This is a genomic window from Chryseobacterium contaminans (assembly GCF_001684955.1).
Classification (GTDB): Bacteria; Bacteroidota; Bacteroidia; order Flavobacteriales; family Weeksellaceae; genus Chryseobacterium; species Chryseobacterium contaminans.
This window is the reverse complement of record NZ_MAYF01000305.1, coordinates 1-25,206: the sequence shown is the minus strand read 5'-3', so window position 1 is coordinate 25,206 and position 25,206 is coordinate 1. Positions and strand designations below refer to the sequence as shown.

23 protein-coding genes and 2 pseudogenes are annotated in these 25,206 nt (G+C 35.4%); 4 read left to right on the top strand and 21 right to left on the bottom strand.

Annotated elements, in window-relative coordinates; all coding sequences use genetic code 11:
• Together BBH99_RS22500 and BBH99_RS15015 are read left to right on the top strand one after the other, a co-directional pair.
• Positions 1-207: pseudogene (locus BBH99_RS22500) on the top strand (hypothetical protein); the annotation flags it as partial.
• A 224-nt stretch (positions 208-431) separates the two neighbouring features.
• Positions 432-1,262, top strand: coding sequence for a DUF2490 domain-containing protein (locus BBH99_RS15015; protein WP_165601954.1), 831 nt, complete (start codon positions 432-434; stop codon positions 1,260-1,262).
• A 101-nt stretch (positions 1,263-1,363) separates the two neighbouring features.
• Here BBH99_RS15015 and BBH99_RS15010 read toward each other — a convergent pair whose 3' ends face one another.
• The 19 genes and pseudogenes from BBH99_RS15010 to BBH99_RS14925 all read right to left on the bottom strand — a co-directional run bounded on the left by BBH99_RS15010 (position 1,364) and on the right by BBH99_RS14925 (position 22,801).
• Complete coding sequence (locus BBH99_RS15010) at positions 1,364-2,059, bottom strand: hypothetical protein (protein ID WP_066697420.1); 696 nt, start codon at positions 2,057-2,059, stop codon at positions 1,364-1,366.
• A gap of 192 nt (positions 2,060-2,251) precedes the next feature.
• Entirely contained in the window at positions 2,252-3,784 is a 1,533-nt protein-coding gene (locus BBH99_RS15005) for a M20/M25/M40 family metallo-hydrolase (RefSeq protein WP_066697419.1), read from the bottom strand.
• A 224-nt stretch (positions 3,785-4,008) separates the two neighbouring features.
• Positions 4,009-4,296, bottom strand: a pseudogene (locus BBH99_RS23095) (hypothetical protein); the annotation flags it as partial.
• 66 nt (positions 4,297-4,362) lie between these two features.
• The gene (locus tag BBH99_RS14995; protein ID WP_066697417.1) at positions 4,363-4,839 is read right to left on the bottom strand and encodes a DUF6896 domain-containing protein; all 477 of its coding nucleotides are present in this window, start codon (positions 4,837-4,839) and stop codon (positions 4,363-4,365) included.
• A gap of 9 nt (positions 4,840-4,848) precedes the next feature.
• Entirely contained in the window at positions 4,849-5,103 is a 255-nt protein-coding gene (locus BBH99_RS14990; protein ID WP_066697414.1) for a ParB N-terminal domain-containing protein, read from the bottom strand.
• A 51-nt stretch (positions 5,104-5,154) separates the two neighbouring features.
• Positions 5,155-5,274, bottom strand: coding sequence for a hypothetical protein (locus tag BBH99_RS23090; RefSeq protein ID WP_083188846.1), 120 nt, complete (start codon positions 5,272-5,274; stop codon positions 5,155-5,157).
• A 10-nt stretch (positions 5,275-5,284) separates the two neighbouring features.
• A complete protein-coding gene (locus BBH99_RS14985) occupies positions 5,285-5,539 on the bottom strand; it encodes a hypothetical protein (RefSeq protein WP_123873196.1) in 255 nt (84 codons plus the stop codon).
• Between the two features lie 4 nt (positions 5,540-5,543).
• Complete coding sequence (locus BBH99_RS14980) at positions 5,544-5,933, bottom strand: hypothetical protein (protein ID WP_066697408.1); 390 nt, start codon at positions 5,931-5,933, stop codon at positions 5,544-5,546.
• A gap of 80 nt (positions 5,934-6,013) precedes the next feature.
• On the bottom strand, positions 6,014-6,415 hold the full coding sequence (locus BBH99_RS14975) for a hypothetical protein (protein ID WP_066697405.1): 402 nt from the start codon (positions 6,413-6,415) through the stop codon (positions 6,014-6,016).
• Between the two features lie 17 nt (positions 6,416-6,432).
• A complete protein-coding gene (locus BBH99_RS14970) occupies positions 6,433-6,849 on the bottom strand; it encodes a hypothetical protein (RefSeq protein WP_066697401.1) in 417 nt (138 codons plus the stop codon).
• On the bottom strand, positions 6,846-7,487 hold the full coding sequence (locus BBH99_RS14965) for a hypothetical protein (RefSeq protein WP_123873195.1): 642 nt from the start codon (positions 7,485-7,487) through the stop codon (positions 6,846-6,848). Before BBH99_RS14965 ends, BBH99_RS14970 begins: the two co-directional genes overlap by 4 nt.
• A 16-nt stretch (positions 7,488-7,503) precedes the next feature.
• Entirely contained in the window at positions 7,504-7,965 is a 462-nt protein-coding gene (locus BBH99_RS14960) for a hypothetical protein (RefSeq protein ID WP_066697395.1), read from the bottom strand.
• Positions 7,966-7,968: 3 nt separating this feature from the next.
• Positions 7,969-11,694 (bottom strand): DUF6443 domain-containing protein, encoded by a 3,726-nt coding sequence (locus tag BBH99_RS14955; RefSeq protein WP_083188844.1) that lies wholly within the window; start codon positions 11,692-11,694, stop codon positions 7,969-7,971.
• A gap of 11 nt (positions 11,695-11,705) precedes the next feature.
• Complete coding sequence (locus BBH99_RS14950) at positions 11,706-14,636, bottom strand: RHS repeat domain-containing protein (protein ID WP_123873194.1); 2,931 nt, start codon at positions 14,634-14,636, stop codon at positions 11,706-11,708.
• 7 nt (positions 14,637-14,643) lie between these two features.
• Positions 14,644-16,272 carry a T9SS type A sorting domain-containing protein gene (locus BBH99_RS14945; RefSeq protein WP_066697391.1) on the bottom strand — a complete coding sequence of 543 codons (1,629 nt, stop codon included), beginning with the start codon at positions 16,270-16,272 and terminating at the stop codon, positions 14,644-14,646.
• Positions 16,273-16,542: 270 nt separating this feature from the next.
• Positions 16,543-18,000, bottom strand: a complete 1,458-nt coding sequence (locus BBH99_RS14940) for a TolC family protein (RefSeq protein WP_066697388.1) — start codon at positions 17,998-18,000, stop codon at positions 16,543-16,545.
• Positions 17,972-21,163 (bottom strand): efflux RND transporter permease subunit, encoded by a 3,192-nt coding sequence (locus tag BBH99_RS14935; RefSeq protein WP_066697384.1) that lies wholly within the window; start codon positions 21,161-21,163, stop codon positions 17,972-17,974. The genes BBH99_RS14940 and BBH99_RS14935 overlap by 29 nt, the downstream gene beginning before the upstream one ends.
• Positions 21,164-21,184: 21 nt before the next feature.
• Positions 21,185-22,267, bottom strand: coding sequence for an efflux RND transporter periplasmic adaptor subunit (locus tag BBH99_RS14930; protein ID WP_066697379.1), 1,083 nt, complete (start codon positions 22,265-22,267; stop codon positions 21,185-21,187).
• A gap of 147 nt (positions 22,268-22,414) precedes the next feature.
• Entirely contained in the window at positions 22,415-22,801 is a 387-nt protein-coding gene (locus BBH99_RS14925) for a hypothetical protein (protein WP_066697373.1), read from the bottom strand.
• A 613-nt stretch (positions 22,802-23,414) separates the two neighbouring features.
• Between BBH99_RS14925 and BBH99_RS14920 the strand changes: the two genes are divergently transcribed.
• Both BBH99_RS14920 and BBH99_RS14915 read left to right on the top strand, forming a co-directional pair.
• Entirely contained in the window at positions 23,415-23,807 is a 393-nt protein-coding gene (locus BBH99_RS14920; protein ID WP_066697370.1) for a hypothetical protein, read from the top strand.
• Positions 23,808-23,842: 35 nt separating this feature from the next.
• On the top strand, positions 23,843-24,274 hold the full coding sequence (locus BBH99_RS14915; RefSeq protein WP_066697368.1) for an META domain-containing protein: 432 nt from the start codon (positions 23,843-23,845) through the stop codon (positions 24,272-24,274).
• 56 nt (positions 24,275-24,330) lie between these two features.
• On the opposite strand, the gene BBH99_RS14910 is transcribed toward BBH99_RS14915, so the two are convergent.
• Together BBH99_RS14910 and BBH99_RS14905 are read right to left on the bottom strand one after the other, a co-directional pair.
• The gene (locus BBH99_RS14910; protein ID WP_066697367.1) at positions 24,331-24,588 is read right to left on the bottom strand and encodes a SemiSWEET transporter; all 258 of its coding nucleotides are present in this window, start codon (positions 24,586-24,588) and stop codon (positions 24,331-24,333) included.
• A gap of 32 nt (positions 24,589-24,620) precedes the next feature.
• Positions 24,621-25,206, bottom strand: a 586-nt coding sequence (locus tag BBH99_RS14905; protein WP_131799230.1) for an NAD(P)/FAD-dependent oxidoreductase, incomplete at its 5' end; no start/stop codon positions are given.

Below are 25,206 nucleotides of genomic sequence, written 5' to 3'. Positions count from 1 at the left end.
ACAACATATACAGCAAAGACCAAGGGTATTATTCAATTTAAAAATAAAGGTGTCCCACTGAATGAAGTAACCTATGTGGAAGGCTTTTCCCCAACTCAATATATGCTGATGAAATTTTCAGGAATGTCCGGAATGTTGGGGAATAAAATATTTTTAAATCACAAAATTTATATGGACTGTTCAAAAGAAAAAATCGGAATTGAATAAACCTAAATATGGACTTCCTAATTATTGTTATTCCCAAATCTTTCCTAAATCGAACCTTTATTTTGTCATGTTTTTAAACAGTATTTAAGATTTTTGAATAAACAATCTGTTCATAAAGCTCTATAAATTTGTTTTGGACAAAATATATTCTCTGCATATCACTGATATTTTCACCTAATCTTATGATTTTGCAGAGATTAAGATTAACATTAAAACTCGTTTTCATGATGTTTGGTATCAAAAAAGTTCTTATCATATTAAGTATAACAGGTTGTTTGGGAAGCCTGGCAAAAGCACAGATCAGCCCTCCTGGTCTTGGGGATGCCAACACTGCATTCTGGTCAGCTTTTGGAGTAAAACGTAACTTGGATTCTTTGGGAAAGAAACAAACGATGAGCTATATTGCAATTGGACGTAAAAGCACTCCGGATAATGATAATCTGTTCGCAAAGCAGGCGATTTTTGTCTTGAATCACGAGTTTTATCATTCTTTCGCTCCTCATCAGCAATACAGTTACGCACTCAGCTACCGACGACAGCCTGAATATGAGAAACAAGCTCCTTATGATAAAGAAGGTATAGAGCAGGAATTCAGGGTTTATGGGAGATATGCCTATACTTTTGATCTTGGAAAGAAACTGAAGCTTAAAAATACAGTCCGCCAGGAATTCAGAAAGTTCTTTGATGCCGACTTTCATAAAGTAGATGAGGATTTCCAGTTCAGAACCCGTCTCAAAAGCCAGCTAACCTATAATTTATCTACGAAAAACAATCAAAAACTGGCCTTGAGTGCTGAGGCACTATTTTCGATCAGTCACCTCAACGAACATGACCAGCACTGGAATTCTTTTGGATACCGGGAATTAAGACTGGCAGCCTATTATATGTTCAATATTCCCAACTCTCCTTTTACAGTGGATATTGGTTATATGGATGATCTGATCAGAGGCAGCAGAAGTATTCATCATGGCGGCGTTCATTATCTGGCAGCAGACCTCATCTGGAATATTCCTTATAAAAAGAAAGAAACAACGGATCAGGATCATCTTGATTAAGTTTATAAACACAAAAAATCCCAGCCATTACTGGCTGGGATTTTCGTTGGAAAATATAAGATTCTCCGCAATATAATTAAGTATGAATGTGGTGTGAAATTTTAGTTGCACAGGGTCAGAAACTGGCGGCTCATCTGCACCTTGAATTTTGCTTCGGCTCTGGATTGGGCATAAATGGTATGCTCAAAAGCCTGAATTGTTTTTAACTTCTGATCGATATATTCCGCAATCTGTACAATAGAAAAGATAAAATCCCTGTACAAAACCATATCTACTGTCTGTCCATAATACGGAAGATAAGCTTTAAGAAAAGGAATGGTCATCTGATGTCTGTTATAACTCACACAATATCCCGTACCTTCCCTGGAAGTCACAATATCATAATCGTTAATATAATCCAGAATATTTTTGCTGCCACTCAAAGCTTCCTTATTCTTTGAGCAATAACGGTTGACCTTGTCTAAGATATGTTGGGCATATTCCATCATGGAAATGGTTTTCCATTCAAAAACATGATTCATTCCTTTTTTGGGTGATGTTCCATTCTCACAGCCAGTACAGAAGGAAATACCTATCTTTTCATGATAAGGAAAGAAACAGTCTTTGATTTCAATGGTTGCATCTGCCTGAAGGCTGTCATCTGCAAAATTGTAATAGAGATAAGGGCTATACATGCTTGCTAAAGCTTTCAGATAATCTGCTTCACTGGCATTATGATATTCTTCAAACCATTTTTCAAGATGATCGTAATAATGGTTTTCAAAGTCTTTAAAGTTTAAGTAAAGTGGCAATTCCATAGCTCTGTAATTTTGATATGACAAAGCTATTGCCGTAATGCGACAAAACTTGACGTATTATATTTTTTTTGAAAAAAGGGAAAACATTGGAACAGTTAAATGTCAATAGTGAATTTTGCTGTGCAAGTGAATAGTGAATAATCCTGACCATTCAACCTCAAAACCACGAATCAAGAACCATAGAACTTATGACTACTTATCATAGTTTTTCATCATAAACTCGAAATAATGAATCATTTTCAGATAATTTTCTATGCTCAGATATTCGTTGGTACTGTGGATGCTTTGCTGTTCTGCACTATTGATTCTGATAGGCATGAATCTGTAAACATTTTTACTTACAATTTCATATTTACCGGCATCAGTTCCGGCCATGGTGAGATAAGGTGACACAATAGCTCCGGGATAGATTTCTTTTACTCCGGCTTCAATTAATTTAAATGCTTTGGTATTGGATGGAGATATGGCAGAAGCTTCTCTTGTGTTATCTATTTCTTCAACCTCAACATCAAAACCTTTAGTGGCTTTTGCAATATGATCGCGAACGTCTTTTACCGTATTTCCGGGAAGAAGCCTGAAATTGACTACAAATTCAACTTCAGGAGAAAGTACATTGGTTCCGTCGCTTCCTTTCATCATCGTTAAAGCGGTTGTAGTTCTTACCAATGCATTAGTGGTATTGCTTTTCGTTAGCTGCGAAATCAGAACAGGTTTTAATAACCATTGATTCGCCAAAGCCATTCTTGTGGTAAAAGGTATTGCTCCGCCAATATTATCAAAAAACTCTTTAATTAATGGTGTTATCTCCGGCTTCATCTGATCGTCTTCCAGCTTTTGCATAATGACAGCTGCTTTTCCAATAGCACTTTCCATAGGTGGCATGGAGGAATGTCCGCCAAGTCCTTTTACTTTTATTTTTGCGGAAAGAAAACCTTTTTCAGCGCATCCTACTACAGCTACATCGGCGTCTACTCCTGCTACGTTTCCTTTTCGCATAATGAGTCCACCTTCATCATAAACAGCATCAAACTTCAGTCCTTTTTTCTTAAAATAATCAGCAATCTGAATAGCTCCTTTTTGTCCGCCTACTTCTTCATCAAAACCAAAAGCCAGATAAATATCACGTTGAGGAACCTGCTTGCTTTTAATCTGATTATTCATAGCTTCCATCAAAGAGAAAAGCATTCCTTTCATGTCTATAGCTCCTCTACCGTAAATCCTTCCATTAGCAACCGTACCTGAAAAAGGGGCAAAATCCCAGTCTTCAGCAACTTTTGCAACAGGTTCTGCCGGTTTGTCATCTGGTCTGAATATATTTTCTGCTGTATTTTTTATATCAGCATCTCCTGGCGGAACTACATCCATATGAGAAAGGAATAAAACAGGTTCCAGCTTAGGATTGCTGCCTTTCAGTCTGAATACTAGCCCATATTTATTGACCTCAACATTTTCGGTATTCTGATATACTAACGGATAGGTTCTTTTAAGATATTCTTTAAACTGTTCAAACGGTGTATAATTGAATTCTCCCAAACTTCCTGTAGAAACGGTAGGAATCTTTATTCCGCCTGAAAACCTTGCTACTGCAGAATCATTTTTTACAGGCTTCCATCCTTCTTCAGTTCCTGAAATGCTTTTCTTAAAAGGATAAGTATAAGTTTTAATGAGTACTATGGCAGCCAGAATAACGATAATGCCCAAAAGGGTTAAAAGGATTTTTTTCATAACAGGATAATTTTGTGAATGGGTTTGGGTTGGTACTATAAAGATAGTAAAGTATTTGGTCTTTGACAATTTTAAAAGAAAGGAAGCTGGAGGCAGGAAGTTAACTTTGGAGAATTAATCCATGATTGTTTATTAATAACTTCTTATTTCCAACTTCTGTCTTCCCAGCCACCTTGTTTACGGTGATTATTTGTTTCTGGCCTGCAGCATCCAGTGAATACCTCTCAAAACAAGTTCTGAATTCCCAGATTACAATAGTTCTCAGCCAGATCTTGCTTTGTATACATTTTATAGGTAAGCGACTTTACATTGGTTAAGGCATCTATTACTCTTTTGTATAATTCAACAGGAATAAAATGGTCTTCATTGGACCTAGCAGTAAAAAATCCTGGGTAATCTGTGATCCGATGCTTTCCATTTCCAACAATTGCACCAACACCGCAATCATTATGCACCAAAATCCCTTTCTCAGAAACATAATAATTATGGTTGCCTTCTACTTCAAAGTTATAGACTTTTACTTTTCAGAATAAAAGTATTCCCTTACTATTTCAGTAAAGGAATACTTATTAAAAAAATTATTGAATAATATTTTTAGATAATTCTAATTCTGGAATATAAAATGAAAAACCATATTCATCAATTTTAGCTATTATTTTTTTATCTACAAGTTCATTCATTACTTTTGTAAATTTATCTTGCTCAATAAATCCATATACAACTTTTATATAATCATAAATTGAAGAAATAGAGAAAATAGGAGTATTTCTATTATTTGTTTGAGGCAAATATTCAAAAGAATATCTTATTTCATCAAGGGTAAAGGTCATTCCTGTTCCATGTATGTGATATTCAACATCTTTATTTTTAAAATAAAAATTACCCATATGATTTATAACTTTCAGCTTAGTTGCCCTCAAAGGTGAAAGTAAATAATCAGTACCTTGTAACTCAGAAGCTTCACTAAGATTGTAACTAGATACAAAGGCAGAATTTAATTCTACACATTTTTCTCCGTAAGCTTCTATAAAATTATATATTTTTAAACTATTCATATTTATTGTTTAATGCCCAAATGCTTTTATAAGTTCTCCTATACTACTAAATCCAGAATGTTGCGAAATTTGACTTGCTGGTATTTTTTGATATGGAATTAAACCTTCATATCCCATTTTAATAGCAGCTTCAATTCTATGGTGCCCATTTAAAATAAATGTTTTTCCTTCAGCCTCAACAACTTTTATTGGTTGGGCAAATACAAAAGGATCATTTTTAGCTAATTTCCCTGCTATATCATCAACAGCTTTAACACTTTGCATTCCAGGTTCTGTTGAAACCTAGTTTTTAGCTTAACCTACTGTTGCTTCTAATCATTCACAGTTATTATGCACCAAAATCCCTTTCTCAGAAACGTAATAATTATGGTTGCCTTCTACTTCAAAGTTATAGACTTTTACTTTCGTATTTAAAAATGACTGCCTATAGAACAGTCATTTTACTTTAAATTTTATTATTAAATTTATCTATATTATCAAAAATATTATTTCTAAGCCTTTCAACAGATTGTTTATTATCCTGCCACGCTTTAGAATTTAATATATAATTGTCCGCTTCTGCAATTGTTAGTTTAAATTTAAGAACTAATAACATTGTTGATTGCATCATAGACAAGTTATCTTCTTTCATAACCAAAATTAAATTTTCAATACTATCTAAAGTATAATCTTTATATTTTTCTAATAATTCTGTATTCATAATTTTACAATTTAAAAAGTTGATCAAATACATGTCCTGGATTTGCAGATGAACTATTAGCAGCTCTTTGAAATTGGAGTCTTAACTGCGTAAATCCATTTTCTCTTGCATAGTTTTGAAGGACTTTAAAGCTTTGGATCATTTGTCTGTTACCAAATGTGTTAGCCATTTCATTTCCAACAGAACCTTTAGGATAGAAAGCCATTTCAGTTAATTCTAATGTACTTCCATTCACATTATGCTTTGCTAAAAATTCAATTGATTCTCCACTGGCATATTTAAATTCTCCTCCTATAATATTACTTTCAACCCTGGCAAATAATTGAGGTAGTCCACAATCATTATGCACTAAAATCCCCTTCTCAGAAACATAATAATTATGGTTACTTTCCAAACATTAAAGCTAACTTGGTTTTCGACTAACTAATAATTGAGATAATCAAATTAATAACTTTGGGATATTATCACAAAATATTATTTTACACAATGATTAACATAGGAAACTCCAAGAAAAGAATTAAGATCTGTTATTGGAACCTCTTTATTAAAGGGATCATCAAACTTTTGAACAGTACCATCTCTCCAATGAGTAACAGAACTTTTTAAGATACTCATTTTTGTATTACAATTGATCTGTACATGAAATTCAGTGAACGCAATACCGGGATTATTTTCCATAGTTTCCTCTATTTTATGCCATAAGTAAACTTTATTTCCATCCTTCCTTTCTAACTTTTCATATATTTTGCTATCATATTGTCCTTTAGCTAGAAATCTATACTCATTTGTTTTTTGAGCATATATTGATATAGATGTAAAGAAGCTTATTACAAATACCTTATGTTTACTTATCATATAAATTATATTATTACTCATAAAAATTATTTAAATCTTTAATTACTGTCCAAAATTATATTATTAATTTCTGTACGATCAACCTTTATAGGTAATTCATTAATTTTCCATCCATTTACAGGTACTGAGGGAAAATTATTTATAGGATAAATATCTAAAAGAACATTACTTTCAGGTACTATCGAATCAAAAACTAAAAGATATTTTTGTCCCTTTTTTAAATCTAGATTTATTGTATTAGAATATCTTCTGTTATCTACAAAATATTCATAGTCTACACCTATTCCATTTGTATCTTTATGATGCCAATCACTTATTACTAGTGCTGTTGTATATTTTTGTCTTTTTGATACATTTTTAAGGCCATTTAAAGAGCTTAAATACCAGTACCCAATTATAATGGCGAGTGTGAAAATCAAAATCAAATGGAAATTTTTATCAATTATCTTTTTCATTTTTTTACTTTATTTTCTATAACAATATCAGTTGTATTAAAATAAACTCCAGGTAATAAAGTAGTTCCAAAGTAGCCACTTAAGTAACCATTTGTCAAACCATTATAATTTGCCACACCCATTCCAAAAATACCAGTTAATGCTTTCGCGCTATTAACACCAATATCTTTCATAAATCCTTTTTTTCCACCATCATAATAAGAAGTTCCAAAGTTATTAAGCATATTACCTCCATAATTTAGCCAACCAACTTTAACAGCTCCCAAACCTTGTCCACCTCCTATGAATGCATTGATACCAGTTTGTTTCCAATCTATACTTCCTTTAATCGTTTGTTGCAATGTCATATCTGTAATCCCTCTTATTAAAGCTCCTTCCAAATAACCAGTCGCAGTTTCTCCCCCAATCGTAGCAATATAAGAACCGACAAATGGTGCAGCTAAAGCTCCTCCAAACATTAAATAGAAATTTCTTTCTACTTTATCGGCTCCTGTTCTTGCAACTTCATTATAATAAAAAGCTCTGTTTTGTTGCAAGTTCCATTCTCCAGAAGAAACTCTTGGAGAGTACAATAGGAGGTATATTAATAAATCTTTGGCAAAACCAAATAAAAATATAGAGCATTGATATTTCAACACTCTATATTATTTATTATTAACTATTTATAGTTTCTAAGAGATTTTTTAAATAATTAAATTGAGAAACCCCTTTCCACTTATTTTTGTTTAAGAAATCATTTGCGACATAATTAAAATACTCAAAATCAGTCCATTTTGAAATATCCTGTTTTAATATTATAAAATAATTATATTTATTTATAGGTTCTATTTCATCAGAGGAAAGTAAATTAAAACCAATAATATCTTTTGGATTATTCTTAAGCATTAAAGCCCTCATCGTAATTGAATATTGCCTATTTAATTCTAAATATTTAAATAATAAATTATTTAAATGAGATTTATTAAGGCAATCGAGATGAATACCTGAATCGCTTAATTTAAAAAGTTTATCCAATTCATTGCTTATTAATGGAGGAGTTAATATATATTCTTTTGTGTCATCCAAAATATTATTACATAAAGGACATCTACTTGTATTTTCTAATATTATTGCCATAAATTATTTAGGTTTTCTAATCATAAAGGGAGAATTAAACCCTTCTATAATATATTGTCTACTTTGATTTAATATTTCTAATGCTTTAAAGTCTGCTGCACTTGCACCAGTTACAAAGGGATGGGTATGTCCAAAAATTGTCTTAACCTCACCAGCACCAAATGATATACCGTGAGGTCCTCCACTTACAATTACTCTTGCCCCAGGAGCAACACTATTTTTCCCTAGCTTAACTACTGCATGCTCAACACCTGTAGCTAAAGTTCGATTCTGCAATAAGCTAACTAAATCTGAAATCTTTTCTCCTTTCTGAACCTCCCTAATAATATTCATAGAAGTTACATAATTTCCACCATTTCCTACAATAACTCTTTCTTCAGCAGTTATTAGCCCCGGTTTTCTTAATGCGACTGCTCCTATAATTGCAGCACCCATTGCAAGATACCTATTTTCCGGTTCCCAAGTGCTTAAAATCTGTCCAGCTACATCAAATAAACCAACAGGATCTCCAGCACCACCTATAAAATTAATACCATGATCATTATATCTTCCAGAATTGAGTATTCTATCCCAAGCAAAATCACTCTTGGCATTCCACCATTCCATGTACTTATTAACATGGCTCTGGATCTGAAGCCCCCAGAAAAAACTACTTTTTCCCTGAAGTTCTATGTTAGGTATTTGTATAAATATTCCACCATCCGGTCCATTACCTATTCCTGTTGATGTTCCTCCAAAAGAGAAATTTGTAGGAGTTCCTTCATAACTCATATTACCTCCCCAATTACTTGCAAAACCACTTCCTGTATTGCTCCAGCTTGTGTCATAGCCACTTTGGGAGTTATGGTAAAAGCTCATCACCCAGTCTTCACTTACTCTTCCATCCGGGTCAAACATATTGACAGGATTGTTCATTACATAGGCATAAGGCGAAGCGGAGTGGTAGCTTTCAGACAGCTGGTCCATTCCGTTCCATCTTCCCAACTCCGGCATATACTGTCTCCATCCGTAATCCAGCATACCGTTTTCCTGGAGTTCTTTTCCATTGTATTTTTTTCGGTAAGGCTTGGTTACCAAAGTAGAAGCATTATGCCTTAACCCGAAAGGGTAATAATGGTTTTCTTCAATGATCTCTGCACTTCCGCTGGAATTCCTGGCATAGCTTACCCTTACATTTCCAAGATGGTCAACGTAGTTGTAAATATACTTCTTTTGGGCGTAATCATAATAACCCTCTTCATTGATAAAAAACTGAAGTCCGCCATCTTCGTACTGGAAGCCATTAAGGTATTCAGAAACCCTTTTAAGTGGCATTTCGCTTTTGCTAGAATAATAGGTATACTCTGTTTTCAGCTTTGTTCCATCCGCAGAGTAGATGTATTGGGTATTGTAATTTCTTTCTGCAGAAGTACCGTTTTTTTCCTGAATGATATACGTTGTATCATAAGTAACGGAAGAAGGAAGATTAAGATGGTTATATTTTATCTGTAATATCCCCTTATCCTTCTGGCTGGTCATATTGCCATTGCTATCATAATCTATAGGGATTCCGGATAATGAAGGATATCCTGCATAGTTTTGTGAGTAGTCTGTTACAGTGCTCAATCTGTTACCATCATAAATGTAGGTAAGATCATCAATAGCTATGGCAGTACCTGCGGAAGAATTTGCGGTTCTTTTTAATGCAGAAATATTTCCGTTTTTGTCATAGTCAACAATCTCGCTGTATTCTTTGAGATAAGGATTCATCTCATTCTGGTAAAAACCAGCCCTCAGCCTTTCTGTCCCGTCATAGCTGTATCCATATCTTTTTAAGATATTTTCACCTGCGACTTTCCAGTCTATCTCTGAGATGCTCCCATTAAACTTAGGTTTTACTTTCAGTCCTGGATATTCATTATTGGGAGTTTCTGCTCCTTCTACCATATTATATTTTATTTTATAGGCAAACAGCTTGCTTCCCATATTATTTATATCACCAGCATTGATCCCGGTAAGCCATCCCCTTATGTTATAAGTATAATCTATACTCTGAAGATTATTACCTACCTTTTTATTAATAACCTGTCCTAAATCATTATAAGTGTAATCGGAAAGCAGCTCTTCCATTCCGCTATCAACCTGTTGGTAATGCTTAAGTAAATATCCCTGAGGGCTATATGTATATCTATCCTTAACTGTAACTTCAGTATTGGCCGTACTTTTTGAATGGTAGGTAAAAGCCAGTTGGGTTTTCCCTGAAAAATCAAGCAAAGCTTCTGTTCTGGTAACTCCTCCCAAATGGTTTTTACTGTAACTTCCAATCGTTCTTCCCAGTTGGTCATACCATATGGCATCTGAAGACCAACTATCATTCTCAATATTCTTAGTATAGATGATGGTAGGTAGAGCTTTTGTACTTCTTACAGATGCCAGCCCATTGGAAGTAATCAAAGTAGAAGCCGAAGCTAAAACGGGCTGATTCTGTATCTGGTCCGGACGTTGAGGGGCTCCTTCAGGGTACTCATCATAATAATTAACTGTTAAGATGGTCATGCTCCCTGTGGGAAACGCTTCTTTTGTATAGTAAACATTAATATTATTCTGCGTAAATGGAGAAGTACTTACTGTTTCATTATTATTTGCATTAGCAGACATATTGTTTAATGCAGTCTGCATGGCTATCCTTGACGCTGTATTGGCAAAAAAACCACTGTACACTATTCTTCCGAATGCATCATACTTGGTGAACATCCAGCCCGGCTTTCCAAAATTATTAACACTGGTTCTTAAGTTGGCATCCTGCCCCAGTACCTGTCTGTTTTGTTTATCGTATACAAAATATTCCCAGCCTTTTCCAGGAAGTTTCTTTTCTGCAAGCCTATTGTATTTATCATATTTATACTGATAGCATAAAGGATTCAGTAGAGACTGGATTTCCGCACCTGTGCTGGCAATTGCCGCTTTTGGAGGAATCATAAAAGAAAGATTACCGAAATCATCATACACATAATAAGTATCCAGATTTTCAACTGCTCCGTTTTCTTTTACATTAATTTTCCGTACTAAAATAGTCTGGCCCAAGGAATTGGTAAATGAATGGGATTCATTCCCGTCTTCATCTTTAGACACTGATTTATAAAGTGTGTTGGCATTATAATACCCATTGGTTGTATAGGCATCATTAGCGGCAAAATTCAATACCGCATCATTAATCTGTAAAGAAGGATTCCAAGTAATTGCCACTTTGAATCTTTTTACCTCACTGACTGCATTTGACAAGTATTCTGCTTTTGGTGTATGGCTCCCGCTAAGCTGCCATTCAGATCCGGGTGCAGCTGATTTTTCGATTCGGCCCAATGGTGAGTTTTCGTAAGCTACTTCAGAAAATGCATTAGAAACATTATAATAGGCATTTACAGAGTTTTCCCCGGCACTTGGTATGTACGCACCATTTTGTGAATCCACAGGAAGAGGAAGATAGCTTTTTGATGGTCGTCCCAGATTATCATAAGTTATAGGAATCACAATGTCTTTTCCCAATGGAGAAGCTTTTATACCGATATTTTGTTTACTTCTTCCCAGTCCGTCAAAATATTGAACAGTTTGTTGTTGTTGGGCACCGGGCTGCTCGGTTGTTACAGGTTCAAGATAGGTCCTGCTATAGGTATAATTCTCTGTATTACTAAGACTTTGTGCATAAAACAAAGCAGATACAAAAAAGTATATAAAAATTGATATTTTTTTCATGATCTATGTTTTTATGGCTGCTTGATATTGTATTTATATTCCTGGATAATATTTCCGTTAACGTTAACAACAGCCTTCAATTTGTTATTCTTGTCATACTTATAAATCTCTCTTACTCCGTTTGGAGGAGTCAGTGTTGTAATACCGATTAACGGATCATAAGTATATGTAGTAATCTGGAATTTTTTTAAAGCATTGTTTGTTCTGAAAGCATCCAATGCATTAATTAGATCTGCTTCGGAAGCTACATCAGTATCTGAATTTGATTTCAATATGATATTATCTGCCAATCCTGCTATATCCGTTATGGTAGCTCCTTCTATTTTAGCAATGGGCATGGTTTCATTATATCCCCAGATAATTGTTGTTGGAGTTCCCTTTCCGGTACTTTCATCTGATACGGCAGTATATTGGCGAAGGTTTTCTTTTGCATCATATTGATCATATTTTAATAGTGTTTTTGAACTATTATCACTTGGATTAATAGAATTTACAGATGTTGGCAATAAGTTATTGTTTTCAAATTTCACCCGCGAGTTAGAAACCACTTTTCCGTTTTTTTTCACGATAGTCTGAACAGGATCCGAAATAACATGAGTATTTTCAAGATGCGCATACTCTGGAGTACCTACAGAATAAATAAACTGCTTTTCCATAATATCTCCATCAGCAGTTGTTTCTGTTATTTTATCTGGCTGAAAGTTGGAAACATTAATAGCAGATTCTTTTTTATTTATCACCCAGCCTCCATTTTTCATAAAGTCTTTATTATCTGCAGAAACCTTTTTTACATAGGCCGGCTTTGAAGTATATGGACTGCTGTTGATATAGAATTGATAAGTGGTATCACTGTATTCTTCTAATTCATAAGTGGAAGTCTGAGAGTTCAGCAATTGATTCTGCTCGTTATAAACTTCTTTTTTTGACATCAGCCCACCTTTGGTAACGTTATAATAAGGATAATACCATTGGGGATATAACTGATTCCCTCCATTTAGATATTTTGGATAATCATTCGGAATAATATAGAAAGATTTTACATATCCGTTTCCGGGTTCAGATACTTTTACATTCTTATACATAATATAAGGTTCATTGGCAATATTAGTATCCGTTTCATCATAAAAAACATAACCACTGGAACCTGTACCATCTTCATTATCATAACTGTATGTATACGTTTTCGCCGGAGTACTTTCATTAACACTTGTAAAGGATTTTACACTTTTAAGTCGTGGACCCATAAGAAGTGTCTTTCTTACATTTCGATATGGAGGAGGAGAAACATGCATTTCATTTAGAATATAACTTCCAAAGCCTTGTCCTGTACCTGATATTTCTAAAGTGTAAGTTCCGGGGTAACCTTTATATGTCTTATCTTTACTATTTGTTCCACTAGTACAACTAGCACCATTTAAAACTTCTCCATTACTGTTTTTAATTTTAAAATTGGTATAGAACGGATCGGGACGCGGAAAAGGATTATTAGGATCGGGACTTTCTATAGGCGGCTCAATCTCTTCATGATAACCAATGCTATTAAAGTTTAACCTAAAGGTTACCATTTTCCCCGGAGTTCCGGAAACTGTAAAAGTATAAGTACTGGATTGGGTGGTGTCATAAGACATAATTTGAGAAGTAACACTCTGTATGTCAGGATTCACAAAGTTAGTCAATAGTAAATCTTTATATTCGGGAGTATTATGATCTTCAAAATATTCATGATACCCATATTCATAACTTGTTACTCCTCCAGAAGGCGTAATAATTTTTTCTAATATATTGGCAAATTTATAATTATCATAATAGTAAGAATCTTCATAAGCAATTAAGTTATACTCACAAAGATTATTTCCATAGTCATTAAACGAAGGAGCTTGTGTCGACGTTTGATTATATACAAAAGAAGTCTGTTCAATTTTTTGTTCATTTCTATCATTCTTAATGATAGCAGCAAGTAATCTCTTTTTCTCTTTAACCTTGTAAGGGTATTCTGATTTTATATAGTTAAAAGTATAGGTATTAATAATCTGGTCTAATGCATTTTTTAACGTAATTTTATGTAAGCTATATAAATCATTAGGAGTTCCTGCCAGAGTTTCATCAAACTGATAATCAAAAACAACTTTACCTAATGCAGTTTCAATTGACTTTAGCTTACAGTATTGATATATCAGCTCTTCTGATGAAGAAACTTTTTCCAGTTTCTTATCATATATGAAAGATGCAATTGTTCTCCCTTTTGGGCTGATTATTTGACTCAAAAAATAAGCTGATTTATATCCAACTCCTGCATCAGCACCTAGAAAATCTCTTTTTTCATAATCGTAATCATTGAAAACAAATTTATAGCCTCTTCCATCTGTAATGGTAAAATTCTTAATTTTTAAAGTAGCATTATTGGTTTCTCTTTCGTATTCAAACTTTAAGCTGTTTGGAGAAAGATTAATCAAGTTGAATGTGTTATTAACCGTGTCTCTTTTTATTTGAAATTTTCCTGATGCCCCTGGAAGATTATAATAGAAATAATCATCAAAAATATTTTTTTTATAATTAGGTTTACTGGTATCATCATAGGTTTCGTCTAAAATATCAACCACTTTTTTAAATATAACACTTCCTCCAAATAAAGTCCATCCTGCACCTACATCACCTGCGGGAAAATAAATGCTGCCAACATGCATGGGATTATAGTTTAAACTAAAGGTGTTTTTAACTTTACTATCCTGTATTGGGACTTCTAACAAAGGAATGTTAATAGTAGGCAGGCCAGTAACCTGATTAACAGGGCTATCTGCATATGCCGCCATAGATGCCATTGTAGGTGAGGCTATTGGAGATAAAGTTCCTTCTCCTAAGCTCTGTTGGCTATATAGATTTGTAACTAAAAATATAAGAAAGAAAAAAAACTGTCCTTTCTTCCAATTAAATGTATTCATCATTTGTTGTTTATTTCTTTATTAGTTTAGCGCTAGCTGTTTTATTATTATCAGTTTTTATGGTCACCAGATAGGCTCCCTGCACCAAAGCCTGGGTATTCATCTTAGTCACTCTGTTCCTTGTTTTGAAATTCTGAAGCTGTCTTCCGCTCATATCATACAGCATAATATCAGCTTCTTTGAAATCAAAGCCAATTTCCAAATACGCATAATCGGATACCGGATTAGGGTAAATCTTGATATCATACTTTTCAATCAAATCATTCACCTGTTTATCACCCAGTTTTACAATCTTCCAGTTTTCTTTCCCTAATTCTTTAGCACTGGTTCCGGCAAGGATGATTGAGCCATCGCGGTTTAGTTTTAAGTCTGAAAGCCTCTCCTCTTTCTGTCTGGATTCTCCTGCTACATGTTTCCTCCACTGTTCATTTCCGCTGCTGTCCAGATAAAGCATCCAGAAGGTCTCATCTTCTTTTTCTATTCTTCCTTCTGCCTGTGTGTAACCACCCAATAGAATTCCTTTAGAAGATTTGTCATCTGAAGAATGAATGACGCTCATTCCCATGAGGATGTCTCTGTTTTTAAAGTTGTAGGACTTCTGCCACTGTTCATCACCTCTTTCGTTAAGAGAAATCAACCATAGATCTGTCCCTTCTTCAATCCCTACCGTCTTATTTCCTGATCTTTCGGATCGGGATTCGCCACCAATGATATAGCCGTTTGCCGTTAATGCCAATGTTCTGATATGATCATCTCCTTTACCGCCAAAGTTCTTTTCCCATTCTACTTTTCCGTTTTTGTCGAGCTTAACGATCCAGTAATCGCCTTCTCCGAAATTGCTGCTTTGTTTTGAGGCAGCAGATAGAAGGTGATGGGTAGCAGTACTTGCAGCCGAAGATTTTCCTTCAGGATTACTAACTCCTGATCCCGAACCACGAACCTCGGAACTCCTTGAGTAAATTCCCAGTAAAGCTCCACCATCTTTTGTTGGGATCATCTTCTCCACTTCATCCAACCCTTTTCCACCTAGTATCATTTGAGAAAGTTCCTTGCCGTCTTTATCCAATCTTGTAATCCATACATCTTTGGAACCATAACCTTTGGATGAGTTTTGTACATTTCCGGCCACAAAAAAGCCCAAGTCTGTACTTTGAATAACAGCTTTGGCTTCTTCATCAGAGGAGGTTCCCAAGGTTTTCTGCCATAATTCATCCCCGAACTCGTTAATCCTGATGAGCCAGATGTCTGATCCGCCTTTGGATTCCTCTTTTTTGTCCAGTCCCTTTCCTGAATAAGAGGTTCCTGCCAATAGAAATCCTCCGTCCTGGGTGGTTACGGTTGCAGATAAATAATCATGGTTATTTCCTGAGAAATATTTTTCCCAGGCTTCTTCTCCCTGCTGGTTTAGTTTAATCAAGTGGAAATCGTAACCGTTGTTTTGTCTACTTCCAGCCTCCATCTCCCCGCTTCCTGGCTGTATGGAGCTTCCTGTAATAAGATATTGCTGATCAATGGTTGTCGTTACCTGGCTTAGAAAATCCTGGGTAGAGGATTTGATATCTTTCTGCCAAAGAACTTCCTGGGCAGACAGCCCCAGAATGGTGCATACTGTACATGCACTGAGATAAATCTTTTTCATTCCCGTGTTATTTTGAGTTGAGTAATTAGCTTTTCAAATTTTGCGCAAATTTAACTTTTTTTCATTTACACAAATCATATGTATGTGATTTAATATGAAATATTTCCAAACATTAAAAAATTCCTTTGTAATCCAATAGTCCTTCATATATTCTACAAATCTACTACACCATAGCGACAGAACTCGGCGTAATAAAAACAAAAAAGGGCCAGCCCCGAAGAGCCAACCCTCAAAACATTAACTGTTTATTGATTGAATTATGATGTTTCTTTATTTCCAGCCACCACCAAGACTTTTATAAATGTCTACTACAGTGCTGAGCTGTTTTTGTTTCGCTTCTATCAGTTCCATTTTGGCATCCAAAGCATCTCTTTGGTTCAACAAGACCTCAAGATAATCTGCTCTGGAGTTCCTGAACAACTGATTTGCAATATCAATAGACTGATCCAGGGCTTTTGTTTCCTGAGATTTCAATTGATAATACTGATCTATATTTTTAATCTTTGACATTAGATTGGCTACATCCAGATAAGCATTTAAAATTGTTTTATCATATTCATATAAAGCCTGAACCTGTTTAGCATCCGCAGTCTGAAAATTAGCTTTGATAGCACTTTTATTAATCAATGGTCCAGCAAGTTCGCCTACAAGGTTATAAGCAATAGATTCCGGCATTTTTACCAGATAAGATGGTTTAAATGCTTCCAGCCCTAAAGTAGCAGAAATCTCCAAAGATGGATAGAACTCTTTTCTTGCAGCTTCCACATCCAGTTTTGAAGCTTTCAGTTCCAATTCAGCCTGTTTGATATCAGGACGATTAGCCAGCAATTGTGAAGGAATCCCAGTATACACGGTTGGCGGAATTGTAGACATGAAGTTTTCTTTTGTTCTGACAATCGGCTGTGGATATCTTCCCAATAAAGCATTGATTTCATTCTCCTTTTCCGTAATCTGTTGACGGATTGTGTATTCTGAAGCCTTGGATTTTGCCAGCTCAGCTTCAAACTTCTTTACCGCTAATTCCGTTGCCGCAGCAGCTTCTTTCTGAATTTTGGAAATCTCTAAAGCCCTCTGTTGCAATTTGATATACTGTTGAATAATATCTAACTGATTATCAAGCGCCAATAATTCATAATAATTATCAGCAACTTCCTCAATGAGGTTAGAGAGCACAAAGTTTTTCCCTTCTACTGTAGAAAGATAATGCGCCACCGCAGATTCCTTTTCAGTTCTTAATTTCTTCCAGATATCAATTTCCCAATTAGCCATTAAGCCACCTTCAAAATTTCCAAGCGGATCCGGCATTTCCCTGCCCGGTTCTATTTCCGTGGTAGCATCTCCGGCTCCTTCACTGGTGTAACGGCCTGACTTTTTCAATCCAGCTCCTATTCCCGCAGAAACAGTTGGCGTTAATCTCCCTTTTTTAGCCAAAACCCCACTTTTGGCAATTTCAATTTCCTGAAGGGTGATCATAAGCTCCTGATTATTCTTTAAAGCCGTTTCAATAAGGCTTACCAGGTTGGGATCTGTAAAAAACTGTCTCCATGGAGTTGTTCCACTATTATTATTGGCATCCTGGGGTTCTTCCTGGTTGAAATTCTGAGGTATATTTTCTTTTACCTCGTCTTTTATGACGGTCGCCATTGGAGCCTTACAACTTGCTAAAACAAGAGATAAGGCAATGGCTGCTATTATATTTTTAGTCTTCAAATTTTCCATCGTGTTCATAAGGTTCAGTTTGTTCTGTTAAAGGATTTTCTTCTTCATATCTCGCCAATCTCGACTTTTCAGCAATGGTTCCGAAGATATAATACAACCCAGGAATAATCATCAGTCCGAAAACAGTTCCTATCAACATCCCTCCGGCCGCAGCCGTTCCAATAGTACGGTTTCCAATTGCTCCGGGACCCGTGGCCACTACCAATGGAATCAAACCGGCAATAAAAGCAAAAGAGGTCATCAGAATCGGACGGAAACGAATGGCAGCCCCTTCAATAGCCGCTTTTGCTACTGGAATTCCTTCTTCCGCTTTCTTCTGTACTGCAAATTCAACAATCAATACAGCATTCTTCCCTAAAAGTCCGATAAGCATTACCATAGCTACCTGAGCGTAAATATTATTTTCCAATCCTAATAATTTCAAGCATAAAAATGCTCCGAAAATACCGGTAGGAAGGGATAAGATCACCGGCAACGGAAGAATAAAGCTTTCATACTGGGCAGAAAGGATCAGATATACAAAGCCAAGACACACAAGGAAGATAAATACCGCTTCATTTCCACGGCTTACTTCATCTTTGGAAATCCCAGCCCAGTCGATCCCGAAACCTCTCGGAAGTGTTTTATCCGCAACTTCCTGAATCGCTTTAATGGCCTGTCCACTACTGTACCCTGGTGCCGGAGTTCCGCTCACCTCGGCAGAGTTGTACATATTATGTCTTGTAATTTCAGACAGTCCGTATACTTTTTCAAGATGCATAAAGTCTGAATACGGTACCATCTGATCTTTATCATTCTTCACATACAATTTTAAAAGATCTGTTGGTAATGCTCTATATTGAGGTCCTGCCTGAACAATCACCTTATAAGGTCTGTCAAAACGGATAAAACTGGTTTCATAATTGGAACCGATCAATGTAGACAGGTTATCCATTGCTTTGGCAATTGTAACTCCTTTCTGCTCTGCAAGATCATTATCCACACGAAGCATATACTGTGGGAAACTCGCAGAATAGAAGGTAAATGCAGATCCAAGTTCCGGACGTTTTTTCAGTTCCTTCACAAAATCATTACTCACCTGTTCCATTTTATGATAATCACCGCTTCCTGCTTTATCCAGCAGACGAAGTTCAAAACCTCCGGCAGCTCCATATCCTGGAATGGATGGCGGTTGGAAGAATTCAATATTGGCTCCCGGAATATTTTTAGCTTTTTCTTCCAGCTTTTCAATAATTTCAGCGGCAGATTCTTTACGTTCATCCCAACTTTTAAGGTTGATCAAACAGGTTCCTGAGTTGGATCCGGTTCCTTCCGTTAAGATCTCATAACCAGCCAATGAAGAAACAGATTTTACACCGTCAACATCTTCAGATTCTCTCAACAGTTCTCTGGCAATCTGATTGGTTCTTTCCAAGGTAGATCCTGGTGGAGTCTGAATAATCGCATAAATCATTCCCTGGTCTTCAGCAGGAATAAATCCTGATGGAAGAGAATTACTTAAGAAGAATGTACAGGCACAGAATGCTAATAATAAAGGTAATGTAATTCCTTTTTTGGTAACCGTTTTCTTCAGCATTCCTTCATATTTCCCGGCACCTTTTGTAAACAGATTATTGAATTTATCAAGGAAAATAGTAATTGGCGTCTTCTTCTTAGCTTTTCCGTGATTATTTTTCAGGATTAAGGCACATAAAGCAGGCGTCAAAGTCAAAGCTACAACTCCCGACAGGATAATGGACGACGCCATGGTAATCGAGAACTGACGATAAAATACCCCAACTGGCCCGGACATAAACGCAATCGGAATAAATACGGATGCCATTACCAGAGTAATTGCGATAATTGCTCCACTGATCTCATGCATCGCCTCTTCCGTAGCTTTAAGTGGAGAAAGATTCTTCTCTTCCATCTTGGCGTGAACTGCTTCAATAACTACAATAGCATCATCGACGACGACACCGATTGCCATTACAAGGGCAAAGAGCGAAATCATATTCAGGGTAATACCAAATGCTGACATCACGGCAAATGTTCCTACTAAAGAAACCGGAACGGCTAATGCAGGAATCAAGGTTGAACGCCAATCTCCAAGAAACAGAAATACCACGATAGCTACCAGAATAAAGGCTTCAAATAAGGTGTGAATTACCTTTTCCATAGAAGCATCCAAAAATCTGGAAACGTCATAACTGATATCATAATGCATTCCTTTAGGGAAAGTATTTTTTTCAAGATCAGCCATTAAGGCTTTTACATTTTTAATTACGTCACTTGCATTGGATCCATAAGACTGTTTTACCGTAATTGCTGCAGAAGGTTTCCCGTTCAATGTGGAATAAATATCATACATTGAGCTTCCAAATTCAATATCAGCAACATCTTTCAATCTGATGGATTCACCATCCGGTTTGGCTCTTAAAATGATATTTCCATAATCTTTTTCATTATTAAAACGCCCTGGATATTTCAATACATATTCAAATGACTGAGAACGTTTCCCTGAACTTTCCCCGGTTTTTCCCGGAGATGCTTCTAAACTCTGCTCATTTAAAGCTTCCATCACTTCATCTGCTGAAATGTTATAAGCTGTTAACCTATCCGGTTTAAGCCAGATACGCATTGCATATTCACGGGTTCCCAGGATATCAGCAAAACCAACTCCGCTTACCCTTCTCAATTCGGACATTACGTTGATATCTGCATAGTTGAAAAGGAACTTCTGGTCAGCCTTAGGATCATCACTATACAAGTTAATATACATCAACATATTCGGCTCTTCACGGGTGATCTTAACCCCTTCACGAACTACCAGAGGAGGTAATTTATTAACTACGGAAGATACACGGTTCTGAACGTTTACTGCGGCAACGTTGGGATCTGTTCCCAGATCAAATACTACCTGAATGGAGGCTTCCCCGTCATTTCCGGCATCCGAGGTCATATATTTCATACCCGGAACCCCGTTTAATCCTCTTTCCAAAGGAATAACTACGGATTTAATTAACAATTCGTTGTTGGCTCCGGGATATTCTGCGGTAATATTTACTTTAGGTGGAGAAATTGAGGGAAACTGGGTCACCGGAAGCTTTACCAGTGACAGAACCCCCATAAACACAATAATCAAGGAGATTACAATAGACAGAACGGGTCTGCGGATGAATTTCTTAAACATACTACTTCATTTTAGAGGCCACTACTCTGCTTTTAATTTCAATGACTGAAGAACCTTTTTAGGATCCTGGAATTTTGTTTTTACTTTTTGGTCATCCTTCACCTTCTGAACGCCTTCCAAAAGAATCTGATCTCCTTTTGAAATTCCGGAAGCTACTACATATAAATCCGGAAGCTCATAAGCAATTTTAATATTTCTGGATTTCGCCGTACCGTTTTTATCAATCACGAATACATATTTCTGATCCTGAATTTCATACGTAGCTTTTTGAGGAATAATAAGCGCATTATGAACCGGCATGGTCATTTGTACCTTTCCAGTTTCCCCGTTTCTCAGAAGCTTATCAGGATTGGGAAACTTAGCACGGAAGGCAATATTTCCGGTTTCGTTGTCAAATTCACCTTCAATGGTTTGGATTTCTCCTTTTTGAGAATACATTTCTCCATTTGCTGTAATCAGAGATACCTGATTGCTTCCTCTGTCTGCTGCATGGGTCTGATAGCTCAGATATTCCGGCTCTGAAACGTTGAAATATGTGTAAATACTTGTATTATCTGATAAAGAGGTCAATAGATCTCCTTCATCTACCAAACTCCCCAGTTTTAAAGGAATTCTGTTGATAATCCCTGAGAACGGAGCTTTAATATCGGTAAAAGACAAGTGGATCTGTGCCAGTTTCATTTCTGCATTAGCTGCATCCAGCTTTGCTTTAGCCATTGCTTTTTCATTTTTAGATACAATATTGTTTCCGGCTAATGTACTGGCATTTTTCAGTTCAATAGAAGCCTGTTCTACTTCTGCTTTTGCCTTCAATAATTCTGCCTGATAGAGTTTAGGCATAATACGGAACAAGGTTTGCCCTGCATGTACATACTGCCCTTCATCGACAAAAATTTTCTCAAGGAATCCTTTTTCCTGTGCCCGTACTTCAATGTTTTTTACAGACTGAATCTGGGCAACATATTCCTTATTAATTACAGTATCCATCATTACCGGGGATGTTACCGGGTAAGTGGCTGCTTCTTCTTTCTCCTCTTTTTTCTTATTGCAACTCACAGCCAGTAAAAGGATACTAAGTGCAATACCTGAGGCAACTCTTTTCATCATAATTCTAGAGTTTTATAAATCGTTAATGTTTTGAATAGAAATAAAAATGGTAATAGAGAATAATACGGTGCAATGATTACCAACATATGCAATGCGAGCTTTTCCACCTGAAATCAGGCAGAAACTTATCGGAAAAATGAAATTTTAAATTCTAATGGAACGGATCAGGATAAACTTTTTGGCCGTAAGCCCCCAAATAAAGCCGTGAATAGCCGCTTTGAACTGTTTATTGCTTTTTAATCCGAAAATATAGACTAAGCTGAAAACTCCGGCAAAAACAACAATAGCCTGAATAATATCAGATAATTGAAAGTCATTTTCTGCCAGTTCTAAAGTAGAATTGTCTATAGTATCCGCCATCTGCTGAATGGATAGCTTTTCAAAGGTTTGGTTCAGCTTATTGGCTCTTTTAGGGAGATGATGAGAAACATGACCGGAATAATCATTTCGCAATGTTTTAACATTAAGTCTGCTTTCTACTACAAAGAGCAGAAAAAGACCGGTTAAAAAATATACTATAAAGTTTCTCATTTTGAAGTCGCAAATGTACATCTAGATTATTATATCATCATAATAGATTAACAAAATTTAACGCTTCTTTAAATAACCTGAATTTGGAATTTTATAAATCATAAAAAAATATGAAAAACAATAAGTTATAAACGATTCACCATTCTTATTAATGGAAAAATCTCTCTTGTTTTTTTCTTTTTTCAACGGAACGATGTCTTGTTTTTCGACATTTTATTTCGCTCTTATTTGTGATTCAGAGAAATATCAGCCTGAAAAACTAAACTTTATCATGATTTTAAATTATTAATACAAACATATTGTTATTCTCTTAATTTTGAATTATTTTTGCCGAAAATTTAAACAACAAATGAATAACGAAAAATTTACCTTTTATCCTTCTGAGAATAAACCGGTTAAAAAATCAATGCTTACCCTTTTAATCACAAATTTCTTACTATAAATAATCAGTTTCTGTTTCTATGAAGTATGTTTTAAAAAGGACGAATACAATCACCCAATTAAAACATAATGTTAGTTTATGTAAAATTAACATATAATTATCAAAAATATTTGTAATTTTATATAGTATTAACACCATAATTCATGAAACACTTTAAAATCACTTATCACTATGAAAAAATTATTACCAACCATCCTTTTGGGATTGGCAGTTCTTTCCTCAACAGCGTGTAAACACCCCGGAAAAGATGCAGAAACCGTTACCGCTACTACTCCAGAAACTAAAGATGACATTTCAAAAAATGTTTATGTTGACAGCTATGGAGAAAAAATAGAAGTTACCATCAACCACTCTAAAAATACAGCAACAATACATTTAAACGGTAAAACTTATGACCTTAAAAAAAGTGCTGCTTTACCAGAGTATACAGCCTCTAATGAGGAGTATCAATACTCTGAAATTAAGGGAAATATCACTTTCTTAAAAAAGAATGTAGATATGGTTCTTTTTCATCTTAAACAGGCAAAAAAAGAATCAGGTCCTGCAAAAATGGCATCGTATTAGCATATGTAAAAACAGAAAATTAAAATTTAAAATTTATGAAAAGCTTGTATTACTATTTATCTGCTCTTTTCCTGGCTGTATTTCTTGTTTCTTGCCAAACACAAACTGCACAGAAGCCTACAACAGATATTACAGGAAAAAAATGGAAATTAACAGAGCTTAACGGTAAGCCAATCGAATTAAAAGACCCAAAAAACAATCCTTATTTTAAACTTAACATGGACGGAATGAGATATGAAGGTCATGCAGGATGCAACGGATTGGGTGGTACTTTTGAAATCAAGCAGGATGTGATGAGAATCAAGTTCAATCAGGGAATGTCCACAATGATGGCTTGTGAGGACCTTGATATCGAAAATCAATTTACAAAAGCAATCCTTGCGGCTGACAACTATTCTGTTAACGGGAATACGCTGACATTAAACAAAGCAAGAATGGCTCCTTTAGCGAAATTCGTTCTTGAATAAGAAAAAAAATAATTAGATTTAATATAAAAAGACGTCCTTGTATGGGGACGTCTTTTTTACTTTTTATTATATATCGTGTAGCAAACCAACAGACTCAAATTCACCAAAACAGCAAATGAGTTTGATAAAATAATGGGAAGTTCATCTTTTACAAAACCATACCATACCCATAAAGATAATCCAGAAATGAGCACCAAGAGCATTAACAGAGAAATATCTTCTACGTTTTTCTCCCGGATTACTTTTACAAGCTGCGGAATCATAGATATAGAAGTAAGCACTCCTGCAATGATCCCTAATAAATTTTCATTCATAAATTGTTAGTCTTAGATTATACCTCATGAAATCATTTAAATCTATTGAGTGAAACTTCTTCATGCAATGGAATATCTTCCTCAATAAAACGGAACAAATCTCGTGCAAAGTAGCATCCGTTCAGAATTCCTCTTGCTCCTAGACCATTGAATACATATAAATGATGATGAATTTCATGTCTTCCAATAATTGGTCTTCTATCTTTTACGGTAGGCCTGAAACCAAAATTGACTTCTTTTACTTCAAAATCATAAGGATAAAATTCTGAAAGCCCATTGATTAGTTGATTAACTGCCGATTCATCAATATGGTGATGAAGCTGCTCACGGTCATAAGTTCCACCATAGAAATAAAGCCCATTAGATATTGGAAAAAGAAAATGCTTCTTTTTAATGGTCACATTTTCGGGAATAGGTTGTGAAAGCTCCACTTTTATGTGGTGACCTTTATTTGGATTCACTGTAATATCTGAAAAGTAAGGGTTATCTTTTACTCCTATCCCTTCACAGAAAATAATATTTTTAAAACTAAAGTCTTTATAAGTTGCTTCTGAAGGGTTCAACTTAGAGTATTCAAATTTTTCACTGATAAGAAAACTATTTTTTTCAAAATAATTG